12 protein-coding genes are annotated in these 17451 nt (G+C 62.2%); 8 read left to right on the top strand and 4 right to left on the bottom strand.

All coding sequences use genetic code 11. From position 1 onward, the window contains the following. Nucleotides 1-187: 187 nt before the first annotated feature. A complete protein-coding gene (gene pepQ / locus ACRC0P_RS14465) occupies nucleotides 188-1510 on the bottom strand; it encodes a Xaa-Pro dipeptidase (protein WP_438632010.1) in 1323 nt (440 codons plus the stop codon). Between the two features lie 79 nt (nucleotides 1511-1589). Between pepQ and purU the strand changes: the two genes are divergently transcribed. The 3 genes from purU (at nucleotide 1590) to ACRC0P_RS14450 (ending at nucleotide 4258) form a co-directional block, all read left to right on the top strand. Next, nucleotides 1590-2426: a formyltetrahydrofolate deformylase gene (purU, locus tag ACRC0P_RS14460; protein ID WP_438632009.1), complete on the top strand. Its 837-nt coding sequence runs from the start codon at nucleotides 1590-1592 to the stop codon at nucleotides 2424-2426. A gap of 235 nt (nucleotides 2427-2661) precedes the next feature. Then, a complete protein-coding gene (locus tag ACRC0P_RS14455; RefSeq protein WP_438632008.1) occupies nucleotides 2662-3087 on the top strand; it encodes a hypothetical protein in 426 nt (141 codons plus the stop codon). A gap of 400 nt (nucleotides 3088-3487) precedes the next feature. Further along, nucleotides 3488-4258 carry a hypothetical protein gene (locus ACRC0P_RS14450; RefSeq protein WP_438632007.1) on the top strand — a complete coding sequence of 257 codons (771 nt, stop codon included), beginning with the start codon at nucleotides 3488-3490 and terminating at the stop codon, nucleotides 4256-4258. Nucleotides 4259-4481: 223 nt separating this feature from the next. Here ACRC0P_RS14450 and gcvP read toward each other — a convergent pair whose 3' ends face one another. After that, nucleotides 4482-7373 carry an aminomethyl-transferring glycine dehydrogenase gene (gene gcvP, locus ACRC0P_RS14445; RefSeq protein ID WP_438632006.1) on the bottom strand — a complete coding sequence of 964 codons (2892 nt, stop codon included), beginning with the start codon at nucleotides 7371-7373 and terminating at the stop codon, nucleotides 4482-4484. Between the two features lie 541 nt (nucleotides 7374-7914). On the opposite strand from gcvP, the gene ACRC0P_RS14440 reads away from it, so the two are divergent. The 3 genes from ACRC0P_RS14440 (at nucleotide 7915) to ACRC0P_RS14430 (ending at nucleotide 11113) form a co-directional block, all read left to right on the top strand. Continuing rightward, a complete protein-coding gene (locus ACRC0P_RS14440; RefSeq protein WP_438632005.1) occupies nucleotides 7915-9633 on the top strand; it encodes a diguanylate cyclase domain-containing protein in 1719 nt (572 codons plus the stop codon). 42 nt (nucleotides 9634-9675) lie between these two features. Further along, on the top strand, nucleotides 9676-10611 hold the full coding sequence (locus tag ACRC0P_RS14435; RefSeq protein ID WP_438632004.1) for a 1-phosphofructokinase family hexose kinase: 936 nt from the start codon (nucleotides 9676-9678) through the stop codon (nucleotides 10609-10611). Nucleotides 10612-10828: 217 nt separating this feature from the next. After that, entirely contained in the window at nucleotides 10829-11113 is a 285-nt protein-coding gene (locus ACRC0P_RS14430; protein ID WP_438632003.1) for a hypothetical protein, read from the top strand. A gap of 291 nt (nucleotides 11114-11404) precedes the next feature. On the opposite strand, the gene argS is transcribed toward ACRC0P_RS14430, so the two are convergent. Both argS and ACRC0P_RS14420 read right to left on the bottom strand, forming a co-directional pair. After that, the gene (gene argS / locus ACRC0P_RS14425; protein WP_438632002.1) at nucleotides 11405-13156 is read right to left on the bottom strand and encodes an arginine--tRNA ligase; all 1752 of its coding nucleotides are present in this window, start codon (nucleotides 13154-13156) and stop codon (nucleotides 11405-11407) included. Nucleotides 13157-13230: 74 nt separating this feature from the next. Next, nucleotides 13231-14280, bottom strand: a complete 1050-nt coding sequence (locus ACRC0P_RS14420) for an endonuclease/exonuclease/phosphatase family protein (RefSeq protein ID WP_438632001.1) — start codon at nucleotides 14278-14280, stop codon at nucleotides 13231-13233. Nucleotides 14281-14597: 317 nt separating this feature from the next. Between ACRC0P_RS14420 and sbcB the strand changes: the two genes are divergently transcribed. Both sbcB and ACRC0P_RS14410 read left to right on the top strand, forming a co-directional pair. Then, a complete protein-coding gene (gene sbcB, locus ACRC0P_RS14415; RefSeq protein ID WP_438632000.1) occupies nucleotides 14598-16052 on the top strand; it encodes an exodeoxyribonuclease I in 1455 nt (484 codons plus the stop codon). Nucleotides 16053-16307: 255 nt separating this feature from the next. Then, nucleotides 16308-17324: an aspartate carbamoyltransferase gene (locus ACRC0P_RS14410; RefSeq protein WP_438631999.1), complete on the top strand. Its 1017-nt coding sequence runs from the start codon at nucleotides 16308-16310 to the stop codon at nucleotides 17322-17324. The last annotated feature ends 127 nt before the right edge of the window (nucleotides 17325-17451 follow it).

Raw genomic sequence — 17451 nt, 5'->3', positions numbered from 1 at the left:
AGGGTATTTTTTTCCGGGAATCTGTAGGAGCGGGCCATGCCCGCGATCGGGTTCTCAGTTGGCAGGAAGTCTGATCGCGGCCATGGGCGGATGGCCGCCCCGCCGCTCCTACAGGGCGAGTGCGCGCCGGTGAGTTCCGGGCGGGCCTGCGGCCCGCAAGCGGAGCTGGAGCTCCGCGTCCGCGAATCTACTCCGCGTAGCAGTCCCGGGTCATGTTCTCCACCCGGTCCGGGTGCACTATCACATTGTCCTCGATACGCACACCGCCGTAGGGGCGGAAGGCGTCCACCTTATCCCAGTTCACCTCTTTCGCCAGGGGAGAGTCTTTCAGCTCCGCCAGCAGGCTGTCGATAAAGTAGAGCCCCGGCTCAATGGTGAACACCTGACCCGCCTCGATGGTGCGGGTGGTGCGCAGGAAGGGGTATTCCGCCGGCGGCGGGGTGGTACCGCCCTCCGGTGCCGTTTGGTGGCCGCCCACATCGTGCACCTGCAGGCCGAGGAAGTGGCCCAGGCCGTGGGGTAGGAAGGTCCGGCTGAGGCCGGATTCCACCGCGCTCTCCGGCGATGTCGCGATCACGCCGAACCGCTGCAGGATCTCCGCCACCCTGAGATGGCAGTCCCGGTGCAGGTCCGGGTAGGCCAGGCCCACCTGCAGCTGTGCCACCAGGCCCTGCTGGATCTCGTCCATCGCCCGGACCAGCGCCGCGTAGTCTCCGTCGCGGTAGGCGTAGCTTCGGGTGATATCGGAGGCGTAGCCGTGGCAGTCGGCACCGGCGTCGATCAGGAAACTTTTCAGCTCCGTTGCCGGCAGCCGCTCGCTGGAAAGGTGGGTGTAGTGCAAGATGGCCGCGTGGCTGTTGAGCGCGACGATATTGCCGTAGGGCATACGGTTCTCGCCCTGGCCGGCAGCGCCCAGGTAGGCCATGTTGATCTCGAACTCGCTGGCGCCGTTGCGGAAGGCATCCTCCGCGGCCCGGTGGGCCCCCACTGCGATGCGGTTGGCCTCCCGCAGGCAGGCCATTTCGTAGGGGGTCTTGTAGGCCCGCGCCCAGTGCAGGCGCGCGATCAGGGCTTCCGGGTTGGGGGTCCCGATGGGCCAGCCGTCGAGGCCCTGTGCCTCGCCGATAAAGGCCGTCTTTTCAAGGGAAGAGTCGCCGCCGAGGAACGCCTTTGCGTCCGCCGGTTTGCCCAGCAGCTCGATATCGTAGTGATCGCTCCAGAAGGTGTCCGGCGCCGGCGGCACATAGTGCCAGAAGTCCACCGGGCGGTAGAACAGCAGTCTGGGCTTCTGCCCGCGGCGGTAGATGACCCAGCTGTGGGGGTTGTCGGTGACCGGCACCAGGGCCTTGAACTGCGGGTTGGCTTTGAACGGATAGTGGTTGTCGTCCAGGAACTGTACTTTGGGCGCGCCGCTGAAGACGTTCAGGGTGTCGTAGCCGCACTCTTCCAGGATGGCGTCGTAGCGGTTGCGCAGGGTGGCGATATGCCCGGCGTAGAGGTTCTTGTCCATAACGGCCCCTTAGTGTGTGAATCGATTATCCGCCATAGTGTATAGTCTGGGCACCGAACGTTTGGCCTGAATTTTGACCATGGAAAAGAAGATACTGCTGACCGACTGCCCCGACGCCAAGGGCCTGATCGCCAAGATCACCAATATTTGCTACAAGCACCAGCTCAATATCACCAAGAACGACGAGTTCGTCGATCGGCAGCAGGGGCGCTTCTTCATGCGCACGGCGCTGGAGGGCAACTTCAACGATACCACCCTGCTGGAGGACCTGGACATGGCCCTGCCGGAGGGCGCGGAGCGGCGCCTGGTGGCCAGCGGGCGCAAGCGCCTGGTGCTGATGGTCACCCGCGAGCCCCACTGCCTGGGCGACATCCTGATGAAGTGCTACGCCGGGGCCCTGGATGTGGAGATCGCCGCGGTGATCGGCAACCACCCGGACCTGGGCGAGCTGGTGGAGAAGTTCGATATCCCCTTCCACTGCCTGCCCGCGGACGACCTGGAACGGGAGCAGCACGAGGAGCGGGTCGCGGCGCTGGTGGACGGCTACCAGCCGGATTACCTGGTGTTGGCCAAATATATGCGGGTGCTCACCCCGGGTTTCGTGAGCCGCTACCGGGGGCGGATCATCAATATTCACCACTCCTTTTTACCGGCATTCATTGGTGCCAGGCCCTATCAGCAGGCGTTTGCCCGCGGGGTGAAGATGATCGGCGCCACTGCCCATTTCGTCACCGACGACCTGGACGAGGGGCCGATTATCGAGCAGGACATCATCCATGTGGACCACGCCTATTCCGCCGACGCCATGGCGACTGCCGGGCGCGACGTGGAGAAACTGGTACTGAGCCGTGCGTTGCAACTGGTTTTGGAGGAGCGGGTGTTTATTCACGGCAACAAGACCGTGGTATTCAAGTAGCCCTTCTGTCTGTCTGTCGGGTCGGGCAATGCAAAAATCTGTGCGCTGTAGGCCCGGCAAGGATAAGAGGAGCAGAGTATGGGTCAGTACCCGGCTCTGAATTTCATCACGCAGGCTCCTACAGCGCAATCCGAACGGAATTGCCTGGATCGATATATCCGGGTATCTGGAGTTTCACCCCTGAAAGAAAGTTTCATGCGGCGCTGGGAGAATAGCGCGAAGCGAGGAGGTCTTAATGAAAAAAGCAATAGTAAGTAGTTTTATTCGAGCCTTTGCGCTTTGGCGGTTTGTGGCTTTTCCCCTGCCGCTGTTTGTCCTCGCTTGTGCCAGTGAACAACCGCTGCCGATCCCGGGGCTGAAGGAATCCTTTCACACCGAGATCGCCGCCAATGGTGCCAAGCGTTTCACCTATTCCCTGGAGATACTGCGCGCGGGCGTACCGCGCCCGTTTACCGAAAGCGGTGTCGGCGGCAGCCGGATGGGCCGCAATATGGCGCACAACGGCGGCCGGGTGCGCAGCGAGTTGCAGTTTGATCGGGCCATGGAACAGAAACTGACTGAAACCGGATTTTGCCGTCAGGGTTATTTCGAACTGGAACGCAGCGTCTACGCGGCTGGCGGCGAAGTGCGCGGTGAGTGCCGGGAGGGTGCTGAGCGCTAGCGGACTTCGGGCTGTTGCAGGTGTTTTGCAACAGCCCGCCTCCTGATGTGAGGCGATATTTCACTAAAAGACTATAGGGGTACCTCTAAAAATTGATGCCGTAGGGTGCGCCGTGCGCACCGAAAATGGCTGGAGGTTGCGGCGATGCGCGGCTGGTGCGCGCGGCGCACCCTAGGTCCAAAAGTAGGTTCACGATATTCTCTCCTGACAATTTCTTTCTCCCTCCATTACGTCCCCTGTGATTGACTATACGGATATTGTTCTTGACGAAGAGTTTGGCGCCAATAACTTGTTAGGTGGGAAAATGGTGCTATGCATAAAGAACTAAAAAAGCGTCTTCGAGGCAGCAGTCGATAGCAAAACCAAATATCCGCTCAGGCCGATAAATATAAGGTAAACAATGGAAGTCGAATTTACCGTGTTGTCCGATTGTCGCGAGGGTTTACTGCGCGAGTTGGGGAACCTGATCATCCAGAGCGGCTTTTCCCTGCTGCGACAGAGAATATCCATCCTCGATGGCGGTGTGGAACTCTGGCTGCGGGTCACTGGCAGGGAGGAACGCCTGCTGGATCTGGAGGAGCGGCTGGGTTCCCATCCCATGGTGCTCAGCTTCGAGTCTGAGCACCAGGTGGCCTCCAATTCCCCTTCCTCCACCCCGGCGCTGATACCCCCGCGGCGTATCCCCCATCCGGTGGGCCGCAGCCTGAAGGAGGGGGTATGCAGCGCTCCGGCGGTGGGCCAGGTGGAGGCGGAGCTGCCCGCGCTGGCGAAGGAGTACCCGAGAATCTTTCCCCGCCTGCTGAGTATGCGCAACAAGCTTCCGGATGGGCAGAAAGGTGCGAGTATGGAATTTGCGGGCCGCCGGTTGGGGGGCTGGGTGTGCAAGCGGGACTACGCTCTGGGTGGTCGCCTGGACCTCGGCAGCGCACTTAAGCAGATCGCCCTCCCGGCCCTGCGCAAATTGCTTCCCGCCGACCTGAAGGGTCACTCACTGCGCATTAAAAACAACCCCTTGTGTATGCCCGGCAGCCGCTGTCGCAACGGGGATTTTTTCTGCGGTTTTCTGCAGGGGATTTTGCAGGAATCGGGTGTGGAGGGGCAGGTCACTGTGCGGGAGGTCTGCTGCCGCAGCGACGGTGCGGAGGATTGTATTTTTGAGGTGGTGAGTTGATTGCTGGTGGTTCGCGGATAGAAAAAGACGGGTGTGTAGTGCGCACCATTTTCTGTTGTAGGAGCGGTCCGGCCGGGAGCGGCCGCTGGCCGCGATCGGAGGTTGATCGCGCCAGCGGCCGTTCCTACGGCACAATCCGGCGAGTCCCGAGTCCCGAGTCACCCTGCGGGCCTGCGCCCCGCGTGCCGAGCTGGAGCTCGGCGGTCCCAGGGTGCCCCCCGGCTTAATCCGTGTAGGCTTCTATCGGCGGGCAGGAGCACACGAGGTTGCGGTCGCCATACACGTTATCGACACGGTTGGATGCGGGCCAAACCTTGTGTTCCTTCAGCCAGGCCGCCGGGCGTCCGGCCACGTCGCGGGAGTAGCTGTGGGGCCACTGGTCCGCCATCACGTCTTCCAGGGTGTGCGGCGCATTGCGCAGCGGGTTGTCCTCGGCGCTGTACTTGCCATTCGCCACGTCCTCGACTTCCTGGCGGATGATTGCCATGGCCTCGACGAAACGGTCCAGTTCCTCCTTGGACTCACTTTCGGTGGGCTCGATCATCAGGGTGCCCGCTACCGGAAAGGACATGGTGGGCGCGTGGAAGCCGAAGTCCATCAGGCGTTTGGCAATGTCCTCTTCAGAAATACCGCTGGCTTCCTTGAGTGGGCGGAGGTCCACCAGGCACTCGTGGGCGACAAAGCCGTTGCTGCCGGTATACAGCAGTGAATAATCCTGGCTCAGGCACTTGGCCACATAGTTGGCGTTCAGGATCGCTATCTCGGTGGCCCGTTTCATCCCCTGTCTGCCCATCATGCGGATGTACATCCAACTGATCGGCAGAATACTGGCGGAACCCCAGGGGGCCGCGGAAATGGTGCCATTGGCGGTGTCGGTTTCCGGCACTTCGGTTACCGGGTGGCCGGCCAGGTAGGGCTTCAGATGCTCGCCCACCGCGATGGGGCCCATGCCCGGGCCGCCGCCGCCGTGGGGAATGCAGAAAGTCTTGTGCAGGTTCAGGTGTGATACGTCGCCGCCGAACTGGCCCGGTGCGGCTACACCGATCAGCGCGTTCATGTTGGCACCATCGATATATACCTGGCCGCCGGCGCTGTGGACCATATCGCAGATCTCGCGAATACCTTCCTCGAACACCCCGTGGGTGGACGGGTAGGTGACCATCAACGCGGCGATGCGGTCGCCGTGCTCTTCGATCTTTGCCTTCAGGTCGCTGATGTCGACGTTGCCCTTGCTATCGCAGGCGACGACCACCACCTTCATGCTCACCATCATCGCCGAGGCCGGATTGGTGCCGTGGGCGGAGGCGGGAATCAGGCAGATATCGCGCTGGGTTTCTCCTTTCGCCTCGAAGTATTTCTTGATTGCCACAAGCCCGGCGAATTCGCCCTGGGAGCCGGCATTGGGCTGCAGGCTGACCGCGTCGTAGCCGGTGCAGGCGGCCAGCATCTGCTGCAGTTGCCGGAACATTGACCTGTAACCCTGGGCTTGGTCGGCGGGGGCGAAGGGGTGCAGCCTGCCGAATTCCGGCCAGGTTACCGGGATCATTTCCGCGGTGGCGTTCAGCTTCATGGTGCAGGAGCCGAGCGGAATCATGGAGTGGTTCAGCGCAATGTCCCTGGACTCCAGGGACTTGAGGTAGCGCAGCATCCCGGTTTCCGAGTGGTAGCTGTTGAACACCGGGTGGGTCAGGAATTCGCTGTCGCGGACCAGCGCGCCCGGCAGGCCCTTGGGACCCTTGGCGGCGATCTCCCTGTCCAGTGCATGCAGGTCCAGGCCGTGCGCGGAGCCATAAAAAGCGTCGAGGATATCCGAGACGTCCCCCAGGGAGGCGGTTTCGTGCAGGCTGATCCCGAGGGCATCGTCTCCCACTTTGCGCAGGTTGATCTCTGCGTCCAGTGCGCGCTGATAGATTTCGCCCTGTTTGCCGCCGGTGGCGACGGTGAGGGTGTCGAACCAGCTGTCGTGAGTCAGGCCGAAGCCCTTCTTCTCCAGGCCGGTGGCGAGGATGTCGGCCAGGCGCTGGATGCGCATGGCGATGGTTTTCAGGCCCTCGGGGCCGTGGTAGACGGCGTAGAAAGCGCTCATCACCGCCAGCAGAACCTGTGAGGTACAGATGTTGGAATTGGCCTTCTCGCGGCGGATATGCTGCTCGCGGGTCTGCATGGCCATGCGCAGGGCACGTTTGCCTTTGCTGTCCACGGAGACGCCGATGATGCGGCCGGGGGCGGAGCGCTTGTAGGCTTCGCGGAAGGCGAAGAAGCCAGCGTGGGGGCCGCCGTAGCCCATGGGGATGCCGAAGCGCTGGTTGCTGCCGACCACCACATCCGCACCCATCCCGCCGGGCGCCTTCAGCGCCACCAGACTCATCAGGTCCGCGGCCACGGTCACCAGGCCGCCGGCCTCGTGCACTCTGGTGATGATATCGGTCAGGTCGCGCACTGCGCCGGTTGAACCGGGGTACTGCAGCAGGGCGCCGAACAGTTCGGTAGGCAGGTCTTTTTCTGCGTCGCCGACCAGTATTTCAAAGCCGAAGTGCTCGGCGCGGGTCTTGACCACGGCGATGGTCTGTGGATGGCAGTCGGCGTCTACAAAGAATACGTTGGACTTGTTGCGCTTCACCTGGCGCTTGCACATGGCCATGGCTTCCGCGGCCGCGGTGCCTTCGTCGAGCATGGAGGCGTTGGCCAACTCCATGCCGGTGAGGTCCATGATCATCTGCTGGAAATTCAGCAGGCCTTCCAGGCGGCCCTGGGCGATTTCCGGCTGGTAGGGGGTGTAGGCGGTGTACCAGCCGGGGTTTTCCAGCACATTGCGCAGGATCACATTGGGAGTGACGGTATCGTGGTAGCCCATACCGATAAAGGTGCGGTAGATCCTGTTGCGCCGGGCCAGGGACTTCAGTTCCGCCAGCGCCTCTTCCTCGCCCGCTGCATCCGCCAGGTCCAGCTCGCCGGTTTTGCGGATCGACGCCGGTACCGTTTTCTCGACCAACTCCTCCAGGCTGGAGACGCCGAGGGTTTCCAGCATTTCGCGGACCTGCGCCTGGTCTGGGCCGATATGTCGGCGGATAAAGGCGTCGTGCTGTTCCAACAGCTGGAGGGATGGTTGGGTCATAGCTGGAAACCGGAGGCTAGTAGTGAGAAAGGCGCGCATCTTAGCAATCGCAAGCATTGTCGGCAATCAATGTGCAGGTTGCGATTAACGTGCTATTTTGTGCCATAAATTGTGAGGTAAATCCTGTTACGGGACGTTTGACGCTATTTTATCCTAACCGGCTGAGCGGTCCTGAGTGGCCTTACCGGACTTCTATCATTCATTCTCGGGAAACTGCCCGATTGGAGTTAGCGGTAGGTGATAGATAAAGGGATACCGGCCGGAGCCGGCCCGCCCATACAATAAGACCTGACCGGGACTCCGAGGGGCGCGCACCCGCGATGTCACCGCGGCTCTGCGCTACGACCGCGATAACCACTGGATGGATGGCGGTGGAGTAACCTGTTGGACGGCACCGCCTGGTTGTCGCCGGCGGACAACCGGGAAGCCGGTGAACAGGAGACGCGGTGGAGAATGCTGGCGGCGGTGGTAAGTTTACCGGCTTTGATGCCGGGCCTGGGTCGGCAATGGATATCAGTAAATCTGGAGTTGCAAAGGAAACATGCGATTACACAGTCTGCGGATAAAGGCCAGTATTTTTTCACTGCTGCTGGTGGTGGCCATGTGTTGGTTTTTTATTCTGCTGGGCAACAGCAGCCTGCATTCCCTGCTGGAAAAAAACCGCAACAACCGCTACCTCAGTTACCAGTACCAGATTTCCGGACTGCTCAACCATTCCCGCGAGGACCTGATCCAGCTCGCGGACCTGATTGTCCTGTGGCGGGGCGGCACTTCTGCCAGCCCGGAAATTTTGCGAAAACTTTTCGACCGCCAGTGGGAATACCTGCAGATCAGTTGGGGGCTGGAATCCCTCAAGTTGTATACCGACGACGAACTCCCGCCAATTACCTGGGGCAAATCCACCCGGCGTCTGACCGCGGCACAGATTCGCGAGGTAATCATCAGCGGCCAGCCACTGGAGAGCGTGCGCTGCATCAGTACCTGCTTGCAGAGCCTGGCGGTGCCGGTGATCGCCGGAGACAGCACCGACTACGTGCTGCAGGTGGACCGGTCCCTGGTCGGCGAACTGCTCTCGTTTCGGGAAATCACCGGTTCGGATATCGGCATCCTCTCAGCCGAGCACGGTGCTTCCGCCTTCCACACCAGCGATTACCTGGATGCCTGGGACCGGGAGGTGATCGCACTCACCTCCAGGGAAACGCTGATGCCGCTGCTGCGCCAAGTGGCTGCGGAGGAAGCGGAAATGCCGGGTATGAATTTTTCCGGAACCTATTTGTTCGAGAACAAGAGTTTTGATGTAAAAACCATTCCGGTGACCAGCGGCGACGAGAAGGGCGCGCACTTCGTAATTATCGATGACGTCTCCGACCAGGTCAGCCATATCGAGGATTCGCTGAAACTGCTGGTGCTGTTTTCGGTACTGGGTGCCTTTATTTTTATCAGTGCGGTCATCAGCATGTTGTGGCGCCCGATCTTCCGTCTGCGTCGGCTGGCGGAGGCACTGCCCCTGCTGAGCGATGGCAAGTTCGATGCGGCGCGCGACCTGATCCGGCCGGTGTCCAAGCGCCTTTCCCACTACGACGAACTCGATGTGCTCGACGCCACCGGCCTGGCGGTGTGCGATCAATTGGAGGTGATGAGGGAGATAGTGTCACAGAACACCGCGGAACTGGAGCGCATCGCCATGTACGACACCCTCACCGGCCTCGCCAACCGGCACAACATTGCCGAGGAACTGAAAAAATACCTGCACGATGGCGAGTTCGGCGAAGGAACCGGCTATTTGTTTTTCGTTGACCTGGATGACTTCAAGCAGGTGAACGACTCCCTCGGGCATCAGGGCGGCGATGATCTGTTGCGGGTGATTGCGCAGCGTCTGGTCAGCGTGATGCGCTTTGGCGATATCGTCGCGCGACTTGGGGGGGACGAATTCTGCGTATTCGTGCGCTCCCTGAGCGATGCGGGAAGTTATCGCACACTGGCGGAAAAAATGCTGAGCATCGCCGGGGAGCCGGTAAAAATCGGCGATGAAATAGTGGCAGTCACCTTGAGTATCGGCGTGGTGGCCATACCCCGGCACGGCAGTACCCTGGAGGCAATTTTGCAAAAAGCGGATATCGCGATGTATCACGCCAAATACCGGGGCAAGAACAATTACCAGCTCTACTCCGACGACCTGGCGGGTGTGGAGCAGCTGTCGAACAGCGCTGAAGAAACAGGCGCGCCGGAGGAGGTGGCAAATGCGGACCAGCACGGCTGACGCTTGGCTGGCGGATCTCCCGGGGTCAAGGTGAGAGTGTTGATGATCTGGACGCTAACCATGAACCCGGCACTGGACGTGGCGTTCACCGTGCCGGAACTCAAAATCCACAGCAAACTGCGCTGTAAAAAGGTGCGCACTACCCCCGGTGGCGGAGGAATCAATTGCAGCCGGGCCATTGTAAACCTGGGAGGTGAATCTGCTGCTCTCTTCTGCTCCGGTGGCGATGTGGATGGATCTATCGAGCATCGCCTGAAGGCACTTGGCGTCACGACGGCGCGGGTGAATATCGAGGGCGATACCCGCCTCAGTTTACTCGTGAATCCCGAGGAGGAGGAAGGGGAATATCGGTTTATATTGCCCGGACCGGAGTTGAGCGAAGAAGAGTGGCGCAGTGCCCTCGAAAAGCTCGAGGAGGTTCTGGAAAAAGACACGCTGCTGATGGCCAGCGGTAGTTTGCCCCCGGGGGTTCCGGAGGACTTCTACGCTCGGGTGGCCGCGGTGGCGAATCGCCGGGGTGCGCGGTTGTTTCTCGACGGGCCCTCCGCCGCCGTGCGCAAGGCCCTGGAGGAAGAGCACCTCTTTGCCATCAAACCCAACGCGAAGGAGTGGGGCCGAATCCGCGATTGCGGAACCAGCCGCCGGGAATTGATCGAGGAAGCTGAAACGGCGGTGCGCAAGGAGCGGCGGGTGGAAATCATACTGCTGTCCCTGGGCAGCGAAGGCGCAGTGTGCGTGACCCGGGACGGCAGCGAATATATCGAGTCTCCCCCGGTGGACCTTGTCGATACGACGGGTGCGGGGGACAGCATGTTCGGCGCCTTTGCCCTGGCCATAGACAGGGGAAAACCGCTGAAGGAAGCCGCCCGTTACGCGGTGGCGGCGGGCGCGGCCACCGTGGAAAAGTACGGCAGTGAACTCTGCACACCCGAGGGCGTGGACAAAATGCTCGACAAGATGCGCGGTCAAAACGAATGAGGCGATAGCCGGTGCGTCATACAGGTCCCGCGTCCAGGGCTCCCAACACGTCTGCGGCCGAACAGCTGTCGCGGCTTCTCACTTCCTTTCCACGCAGCCAGGCTATCGCTGAGCTATGTTTACAGGTACCCCGAAATGAAGTTGCGCTTTGGGTAAACACAAGGAGAAATCAAATAATCGGAATCGTTAGCCGCCAGGGATGCGGAAGAAGTTTGTCATGGCGCAGAGGATTTATACCGCCAGCGATCAATTGTTAGTCAGTCACCTGTATACGTTGCTGGAAAAGGCGGGAATTTCCGCCCTCACGCAGAAGTCTGCGATCGATGTACCGCCAGCGGAAAATGGTCCGCTGGCCTGGCATTCGGAACTGTGGATTATGAAAGACTGCGAACTGGCCATTGCGCAACTGTTGCTGGAGCAGGCGCTGGCCAGCGAGCTGACGGACCTTCCGCATAGGGACCTTGCCGGGACTTCTTTTTCCCCACCGGCGGAAATCGCCTGACGGTTTTCCGCCGGTATTTCCCCTCACCGATGTTTCGCCACCCCGCCAAGCCGGCGAAATACTCTTATTCAGAGGTTCTCAGAGCCTGTTCATAATCTTAATGTCTGAGCGTGACGGGATGGGATGGTCCCTTGCTCCAGCCTTGTAGGGTGCGCCGCGGCAGATAACTGCTCCATGCGTTTTCTGCATGACCGCTGGGCGGCACACCGCCATCCATGGCGGCCTCGCACCGTTGATCGGGCGGTGCGCACGGCACATCCCACGGAAGTCCCGAGTCCCGAGTCCCGAAACTTACATCTGCTCCAGCACCTCGATACCCAGCAGGTCCAGCCCGGTGGCGATGGTGCGCGCCACCAGGTCGCACAGCTGCAGGCGGCTCTGCTTCTGCTCCTCCGGCACGCCTTCCCTCAGCACCGGGCAGGCCTCGTAGAAAACCATATAGGTGCTGGCCAGGTCGTACAGATAGGCACAGAGCACGTGCGGGAAGGTGTCTTTGGCGACCTGGTCCAGCACTTCGCCGAACTGGCACAGCCTGATCGCCAGGGCGCGCTCCTCGGCGGTGTCCAGGCGAATTTCACTCTTTAGTTCGCCTGGCTGGATACCGGCGCGGCGGAAGATGCTGCGCACGCGGGTGTAGGCATACTGCAGGTAGGGCGCGGTGTTGCCCTCGAAGCTGAGCATGGCGTCCCAACTGAATACGTAGTCGTTGGTGCGGGTCTTGCTCAGGTCCGCGTACTTCACCGCGCCGATGCCCACCTTGCGCGCGATCTCCGCGCAGGTGTCCGCATCCAGGTCCGGGTTCTTTTCCGCCACCAGTTTTTCCGCGCGCTCCACCGCTTCGTCCAGCAGTGCGGACAGTTTCACCGTGCCGCCGGTACGGGTTTTGAACGGCTTGCCGTCGTCGCCCATCATGGTGCCGAAGGCGCAGTGCTCCAGGGCGACGGACTCCGGCAGGAAGCCGGCTTTGCGCGCGGCGGTAAAGGCCTGTTGCAAGTGCAGCGACTGGCGCGCGTCCACCACATAGAGGATGCGGTCGGCCTTGAGTTTGTTGGCGCGGTAGCGGATCGCCGCCAGGTCGGTGGTGGAATACAGGTAGCCGCCGCCTTTTTTGCGGATGATCATCGGGCTGGGGTTGCCTTCCTTGTCCGCCATCTCCTCCAGGAAGACCACCACGGCGCCCTGGTCCTCCACCGCGATGCCGCGGTCGAGCAGCTCCTGCACCAGCACCGGCAGGTCGTCGTTGTACTGGCTCTCGCCGTAGACATCGCTGCGTTTCAGGGTGACGTTCAGCTTCCCGTAGATCTCCTCGCTGTGGCTGATGGAGATATCGATAAACTGTTGCCACAGTTTCAGGCACTCGGGGTCGCCGCCCTGCAGTTTCACCACATACTCCCGCGCGCGGTCGTCGAAGCCCTCCTCGTCGTCGAAACGCACCTTGGCCTCGCGGTAGAAGACCTCCAGATCCGCCAAGGCCACCTCTGCATCGTTGTTTTCCAGCTTGTCGGACAGGTGCGCCAGCAGCATGCCGAACTGGGTGCCCCAGTCGCCCATATGATTCTGGCGGATCACCTTGTGGCCCTGGAACTCCAGCAGGCGCGCCAGGGCGTCGCCGATAATGGTGGAGCGCAGGTGGCCCACGTGCATTTCCTTGGCCAGGTTGGGGTGTGAGTAATCGATCACCACCGTCTGCGGCTCTGCGGCCGGGGCGATATTCAGGCGCCCGCTCTGTTCCGCGGCGGCCAGGCTCCGGGCCAGCCAGGATTCACTCAGGTGGATATTGATAAAGCCGGGACCGGCGATCTCCGCCTTTTCAATCATCTCGCCCTTGTCCAGATGTTCGACTATGCGGCTGGCCAGTTCCCGGGGGTTGGTGCCCATGCGCTTGGCGGCGGCCATGGCGCCGTTGGCCTGGTAGTCGCCAAAGCCCGCTTTTTTCGCCGGCGCCACCCGAGCCTGCGCAACCACAGGGCCGCAGTCTTCGGGAATACCGGCGGCGAGCATGGCGGCCTGGAATTTGTCGGTGAGCAACTGGCGAATATTCATAGGTGGGACTGCTGTGGTTTTTGGGGGAAACGCGGGATTTTAATGGGCGGGGGCGGCTTTGCAACCGCCCCGCCTCAACTGTCCCGTCTCTTGAGCTTTTCATTTGCCCATTGCCGGTCCTCTTCTTCCGCTTCCAGTCCGTCGTCTTGGTCCCGGGAGTTGGGTTGCAGTACCAGGGTGAACAGCAGGGCAAAATGGTCGGAGCCGAAAGGGGGCAGCCGGGTCATCTCCCCCAGGGTGAAGTGGTGGCTGTGGAATACGTGGTCCAACGGCCAGCGCAGGAACCAGTACCTGGTGTGGAACGTATTGAACATGCCCCTCCCCACCCGGGGGTCGAGCAGGTCGCTGATCTTGCGGAACAGACGGGTAGTTTCCGACCAGGCCACGTCGTTGAGGTCGCCGGTCACCACCACGGGCATTTCGCTGCCGGCCACCCTCCGGGCCACGAGTACCAGTTCGGCATCCCGCTCGGAGGATTCCTCGTTTTCCACCGGGCTGGGGGGAGCGGGGTGCACGAAGTGCAGCCATACCCGGTGGCCGGACGGCAGGGTGGCCACGGCCTGCATGGAGGGCACATCTTTCTCCACCAGGAATTCCGTCGCGCAGTCGGACAGCGGCAGTTGCGAGTAGACGTGCATGCCGTACCGGTTATCCTGCGGGAACTTGATGGTGTAAGGGTAGTCCGCCTCGAGCTCGTCCAGCCTCTCCTGCCACCAATAGTTCGATTCCAGGGTGACGAGGATATCCGGCCGGTGCTGCCGTACCAGCCGGAGCAGGGCCGCGGCGTTGCGGTTGGAGGCGAGCACGTTGGCGGTGATAAAACTCAGCCGGTCTCCCCCGGCCCGGGCGGAGTCCACTTCCACGGGAAAGAACCGGCTGTAGGGAGTGATCCACCACGCCTGGTATCCCGCGCAGGCCAGCACCACCGCGATTGCGAGCCAGGTGCCCGGTTTCGACAGGTCCAGCAGAATCAATTGAAGCGCCAGCACAACCAGCGCCAGCAGGAACAGCTGCAGGCGGGGAAAATCGAGAACCCGGATCCACCAGGCCTCGAAATGCCACACGGGGAGAAGGGTCAGGGCGGCCACGGCAAAGGTTGCCGCCAGTATCCAGTAGTCAGCCATGGGCTTGATATCCCGGGGCAGGTTTTTAGCTCCTCCATGGACAGGTCCTTGTGATGGATGGCCAGGAACCAGACATGGCCAAGGGGGCTCCAGGGTGCCGGTGCGGCCCCGTAGAGCTGGCTCGCGGGCGGGCGTTTGGTTTTCGCCCCGGTTTCCACCGCCCGCGCGAAAATGCTGTCCACCTCCTTTACGTATAGCAGCAGACCCGTCCCGGGGGCTCCGCAGGCCGCCCCCCTCGCTGCCGTCCGCGAGGCAAATGCGGCTGTCGGTGACCATTAGCGCTCCAAGGTAAACGGCTCCGCGCTCCCGGCGATGTTATGATGCGCCCAAAAACAGGGGGACCCGTGAGCGACACCACACTCTATTGGCACGATTACGAAACCTGGGGCACCAATCCGGCTGCGGACAAGCCGTCCCAGTTTGCCGGCATCCGCACCGACGAGGATCTCAATATCATCGGCGAGCCGCTGATGCTCTACTGCCGGCCCGCCGACGACTGCCTGCCCCAGCCCATGGCCAGCCTGGTCACCGGTATCAGCCCCCAGCGCGCCCTGGCCGACGGGGTGCCCGAGATCGAGTTTATCCAGCGCATCCTCGCCGAACTGGGGGCGCCCGGCACCTGCGGCGTGGGCTACAACAGCCTGCGTTTCGACGACGAGGTAACCCGCCACACCCTCTACCGCAACCTGTTCGACCCCTACGAGCGCGAGTGGCGTTCCGGCAACAGCCGCTGGGATATTATCGATATGGTCCGCCTCACCTACGCGCTGCGCCCGCAGGGGATTCAGTGGCCGGAGCGGGAGGCGGGCGTGCCATCGTTCAGGCTGGAAGAACTGACCGCCGCCAACGGCATCGCCCACCAGGGCGCCCACGATGCGCTCTCCGACGTGCACGCCACCATCGACATGGCGCGCCTGGTGCGCGACAGGCAACCCAGGCTGTACGACTACGTCTACCGGCTGCGGCGTAAGCAGGAGGCGGGCCGGCTGATCGACCTGCGCAACCGCAAGCCGCTGCTGCACATCTCCGGCAAGGTGCCCGCGTCCCAGGGGCATCTCACCTATATCGTTCCGCTGGCCGCGCACCCGGTAAACCGCAACGCGGTGATCGCCGTCAACCTGGCCATGAATCCGGAGCCGCTGCTCAACCTGGATGCGGAAACCCTGCGCGAGCGCCTCTACACTGCTCGCGACGACCTGGCCGAGGGCGAGCTGCCGGTGGGCCTGAAGTTGATCCACCTGAACCGCTGCCCGGTGCTGGCGCCGGCCAAGATGCTCGAGGACAAACGCGCGGCGGAACTGGGAATCGACAAGGCCGCCTGTGAGGCCAACTGGTACAGGCTGCGCGACGTCGACCTGACGGAGAAACTGCACAGGGTTTATCTCGACAGCGATTTCCCCCCGCGGGATGTGGAGGCCAGCCTCTACGACGGCTTCCTCAACGACGCCGACCGCGACCTCTGCCGCCAGCTCCACCGCGCCCTGGCCGAGCGCGGCTCGGGGACACTGGCCGGCGATGTCCCCTTTGCCGACAGGCGCTTGCCGGAACTACTGTTCCGCCTGCGCGCGCGCAACTTTCCCGACACCCTGTCGACGGAGGAGCGGCAGCGCTGGCAGGAGTGGCGCTACCGTCGCCTGACCGATCCTTCGGCTGGCGCCAGCATCACCCTGGAGGCCTACTTCGAGCAGATTGCCGGGCTGCGCGAGCAGTTTCCGGAGAAAACGGAACTCCTCGATCAACTGGAGCGTTGGGGCGATAGCCTTCTGGCATAGTTTTTGGGACTCGGGACTCGGGACTCGGGTAGGGTGCGCCGTGCGCACCTTCAGGCCGGCGGTGCGCACGGCGCACCCTACGTGTTCATAATCTCCCGATGGGGTTGCTTTCCTCCCAGTCACACTCGGAAGCGCAATCGCGGCCAGCGGCCGCTCCTACAATTTGATATCGCGGGATGGGAGCTGCGGGGTTTTCCAGTAGAATGCAGCCCCGGTAAAGACTCGCGCCCAAAAAGCGCACTAAGTGGAGTAGCAATGGACTTTATCGGAGCCAATATCCTCTCTGTCAGCCAGTTCGAACGGGTCGATATCGACCGCATCTTCGAAGTGGCTGACGCTATGGGCCCCTATGCGCGCCGGGAGAAGGTCACCCGGGTGCTGGAGGGGGCCATCCTCGGCAATATGTTTCTCGAACCCAGCACCCGCACCCGCCTCAGCTTCGGTGCCGCCTTCAACCTGCTCGGCGGCACTGTGCGCGAAACGGTGGGCATCAGCGCCAGCGCCATGGCCAAGGGCGAATCCCTCTACGACACCGCGCGGGTGCTGTCCGGATACAGTGATGTCATCTGTATGCGCCACCCGCAGGAGGGCTCTGTGGCCGAGTTCGCCGCCGCCAGCCGGGTGCCGGTGGTCAACGGCGGCGACGGCGCCAACGAACACCCCACCCAGGCGCTGCTGGACCTCTACACCATCCGCAAGGAACTGGAGGGCCACGGGCGTTCCCTGGACGACTTTCGTATCGCGATGATCGGCGACCTCAAGCACGGGCGCACGGTGCACTCCCTGTGCAAGCTGCTGTGCCTGTTTGGCAAGGTGCAGGTGGCGCTGGTATCGCCGCCGGAGCTTGCGATGCCGGAGGAGATCGTGGAGCGGCTGCGCAAGGCGGGGCACCAGGTGACAGCGAACGATCAGCTGGAGAGCGCTATTGCCCATGTGGATATCGTCTACTCCACGCGCATCCAGGAGGAGCGCTTTGCCTCCCAGGAGGATGCGGACCGCTACCGCGGCCGCTTCCGCTTGAACCGGGATATCTTCACCCGCCACGCGGAACCCAACACAGTGATCATGCACCCCCTGCCGCGGGATTCCCGCGCCGAGGCCAACGAGCTGGACATCGACCTGAACGAACACCCCAGCCTGGCGATCTTCCGCCAGACTGACAATGGCCTGCTGGTGCGCATGGCGCTGTTCGCGCTGCTGCTGGGGGTGGAGGACAAGGTGGACCACTACTCCCACGCGGTGCGCTGGCACAGCCGGCGGAATCCGGTGTAGACGGGAGCGCCGGGCAGAGTAAAGCACACTGGTATCCGGCCCTCAGGACAAGGGCCAGTGCCGGTCCACGACTACCTGGCCGTGGACACCGACCTTGTGCAAAGCGTTGTCCCAAGCCCTGTAGCGA

The organism is Microbulbifer sp. (assembly GCF_051659245.1).
Lineage (GTDB): Bacteria > Pseudomonadota > Gammaproteobacteria > Pseudomonadales > Cellvibrionaceae > Microbulbifer.
This window is presented reverse-complemented; position numbering and strand designations above follow the sequence as displayed.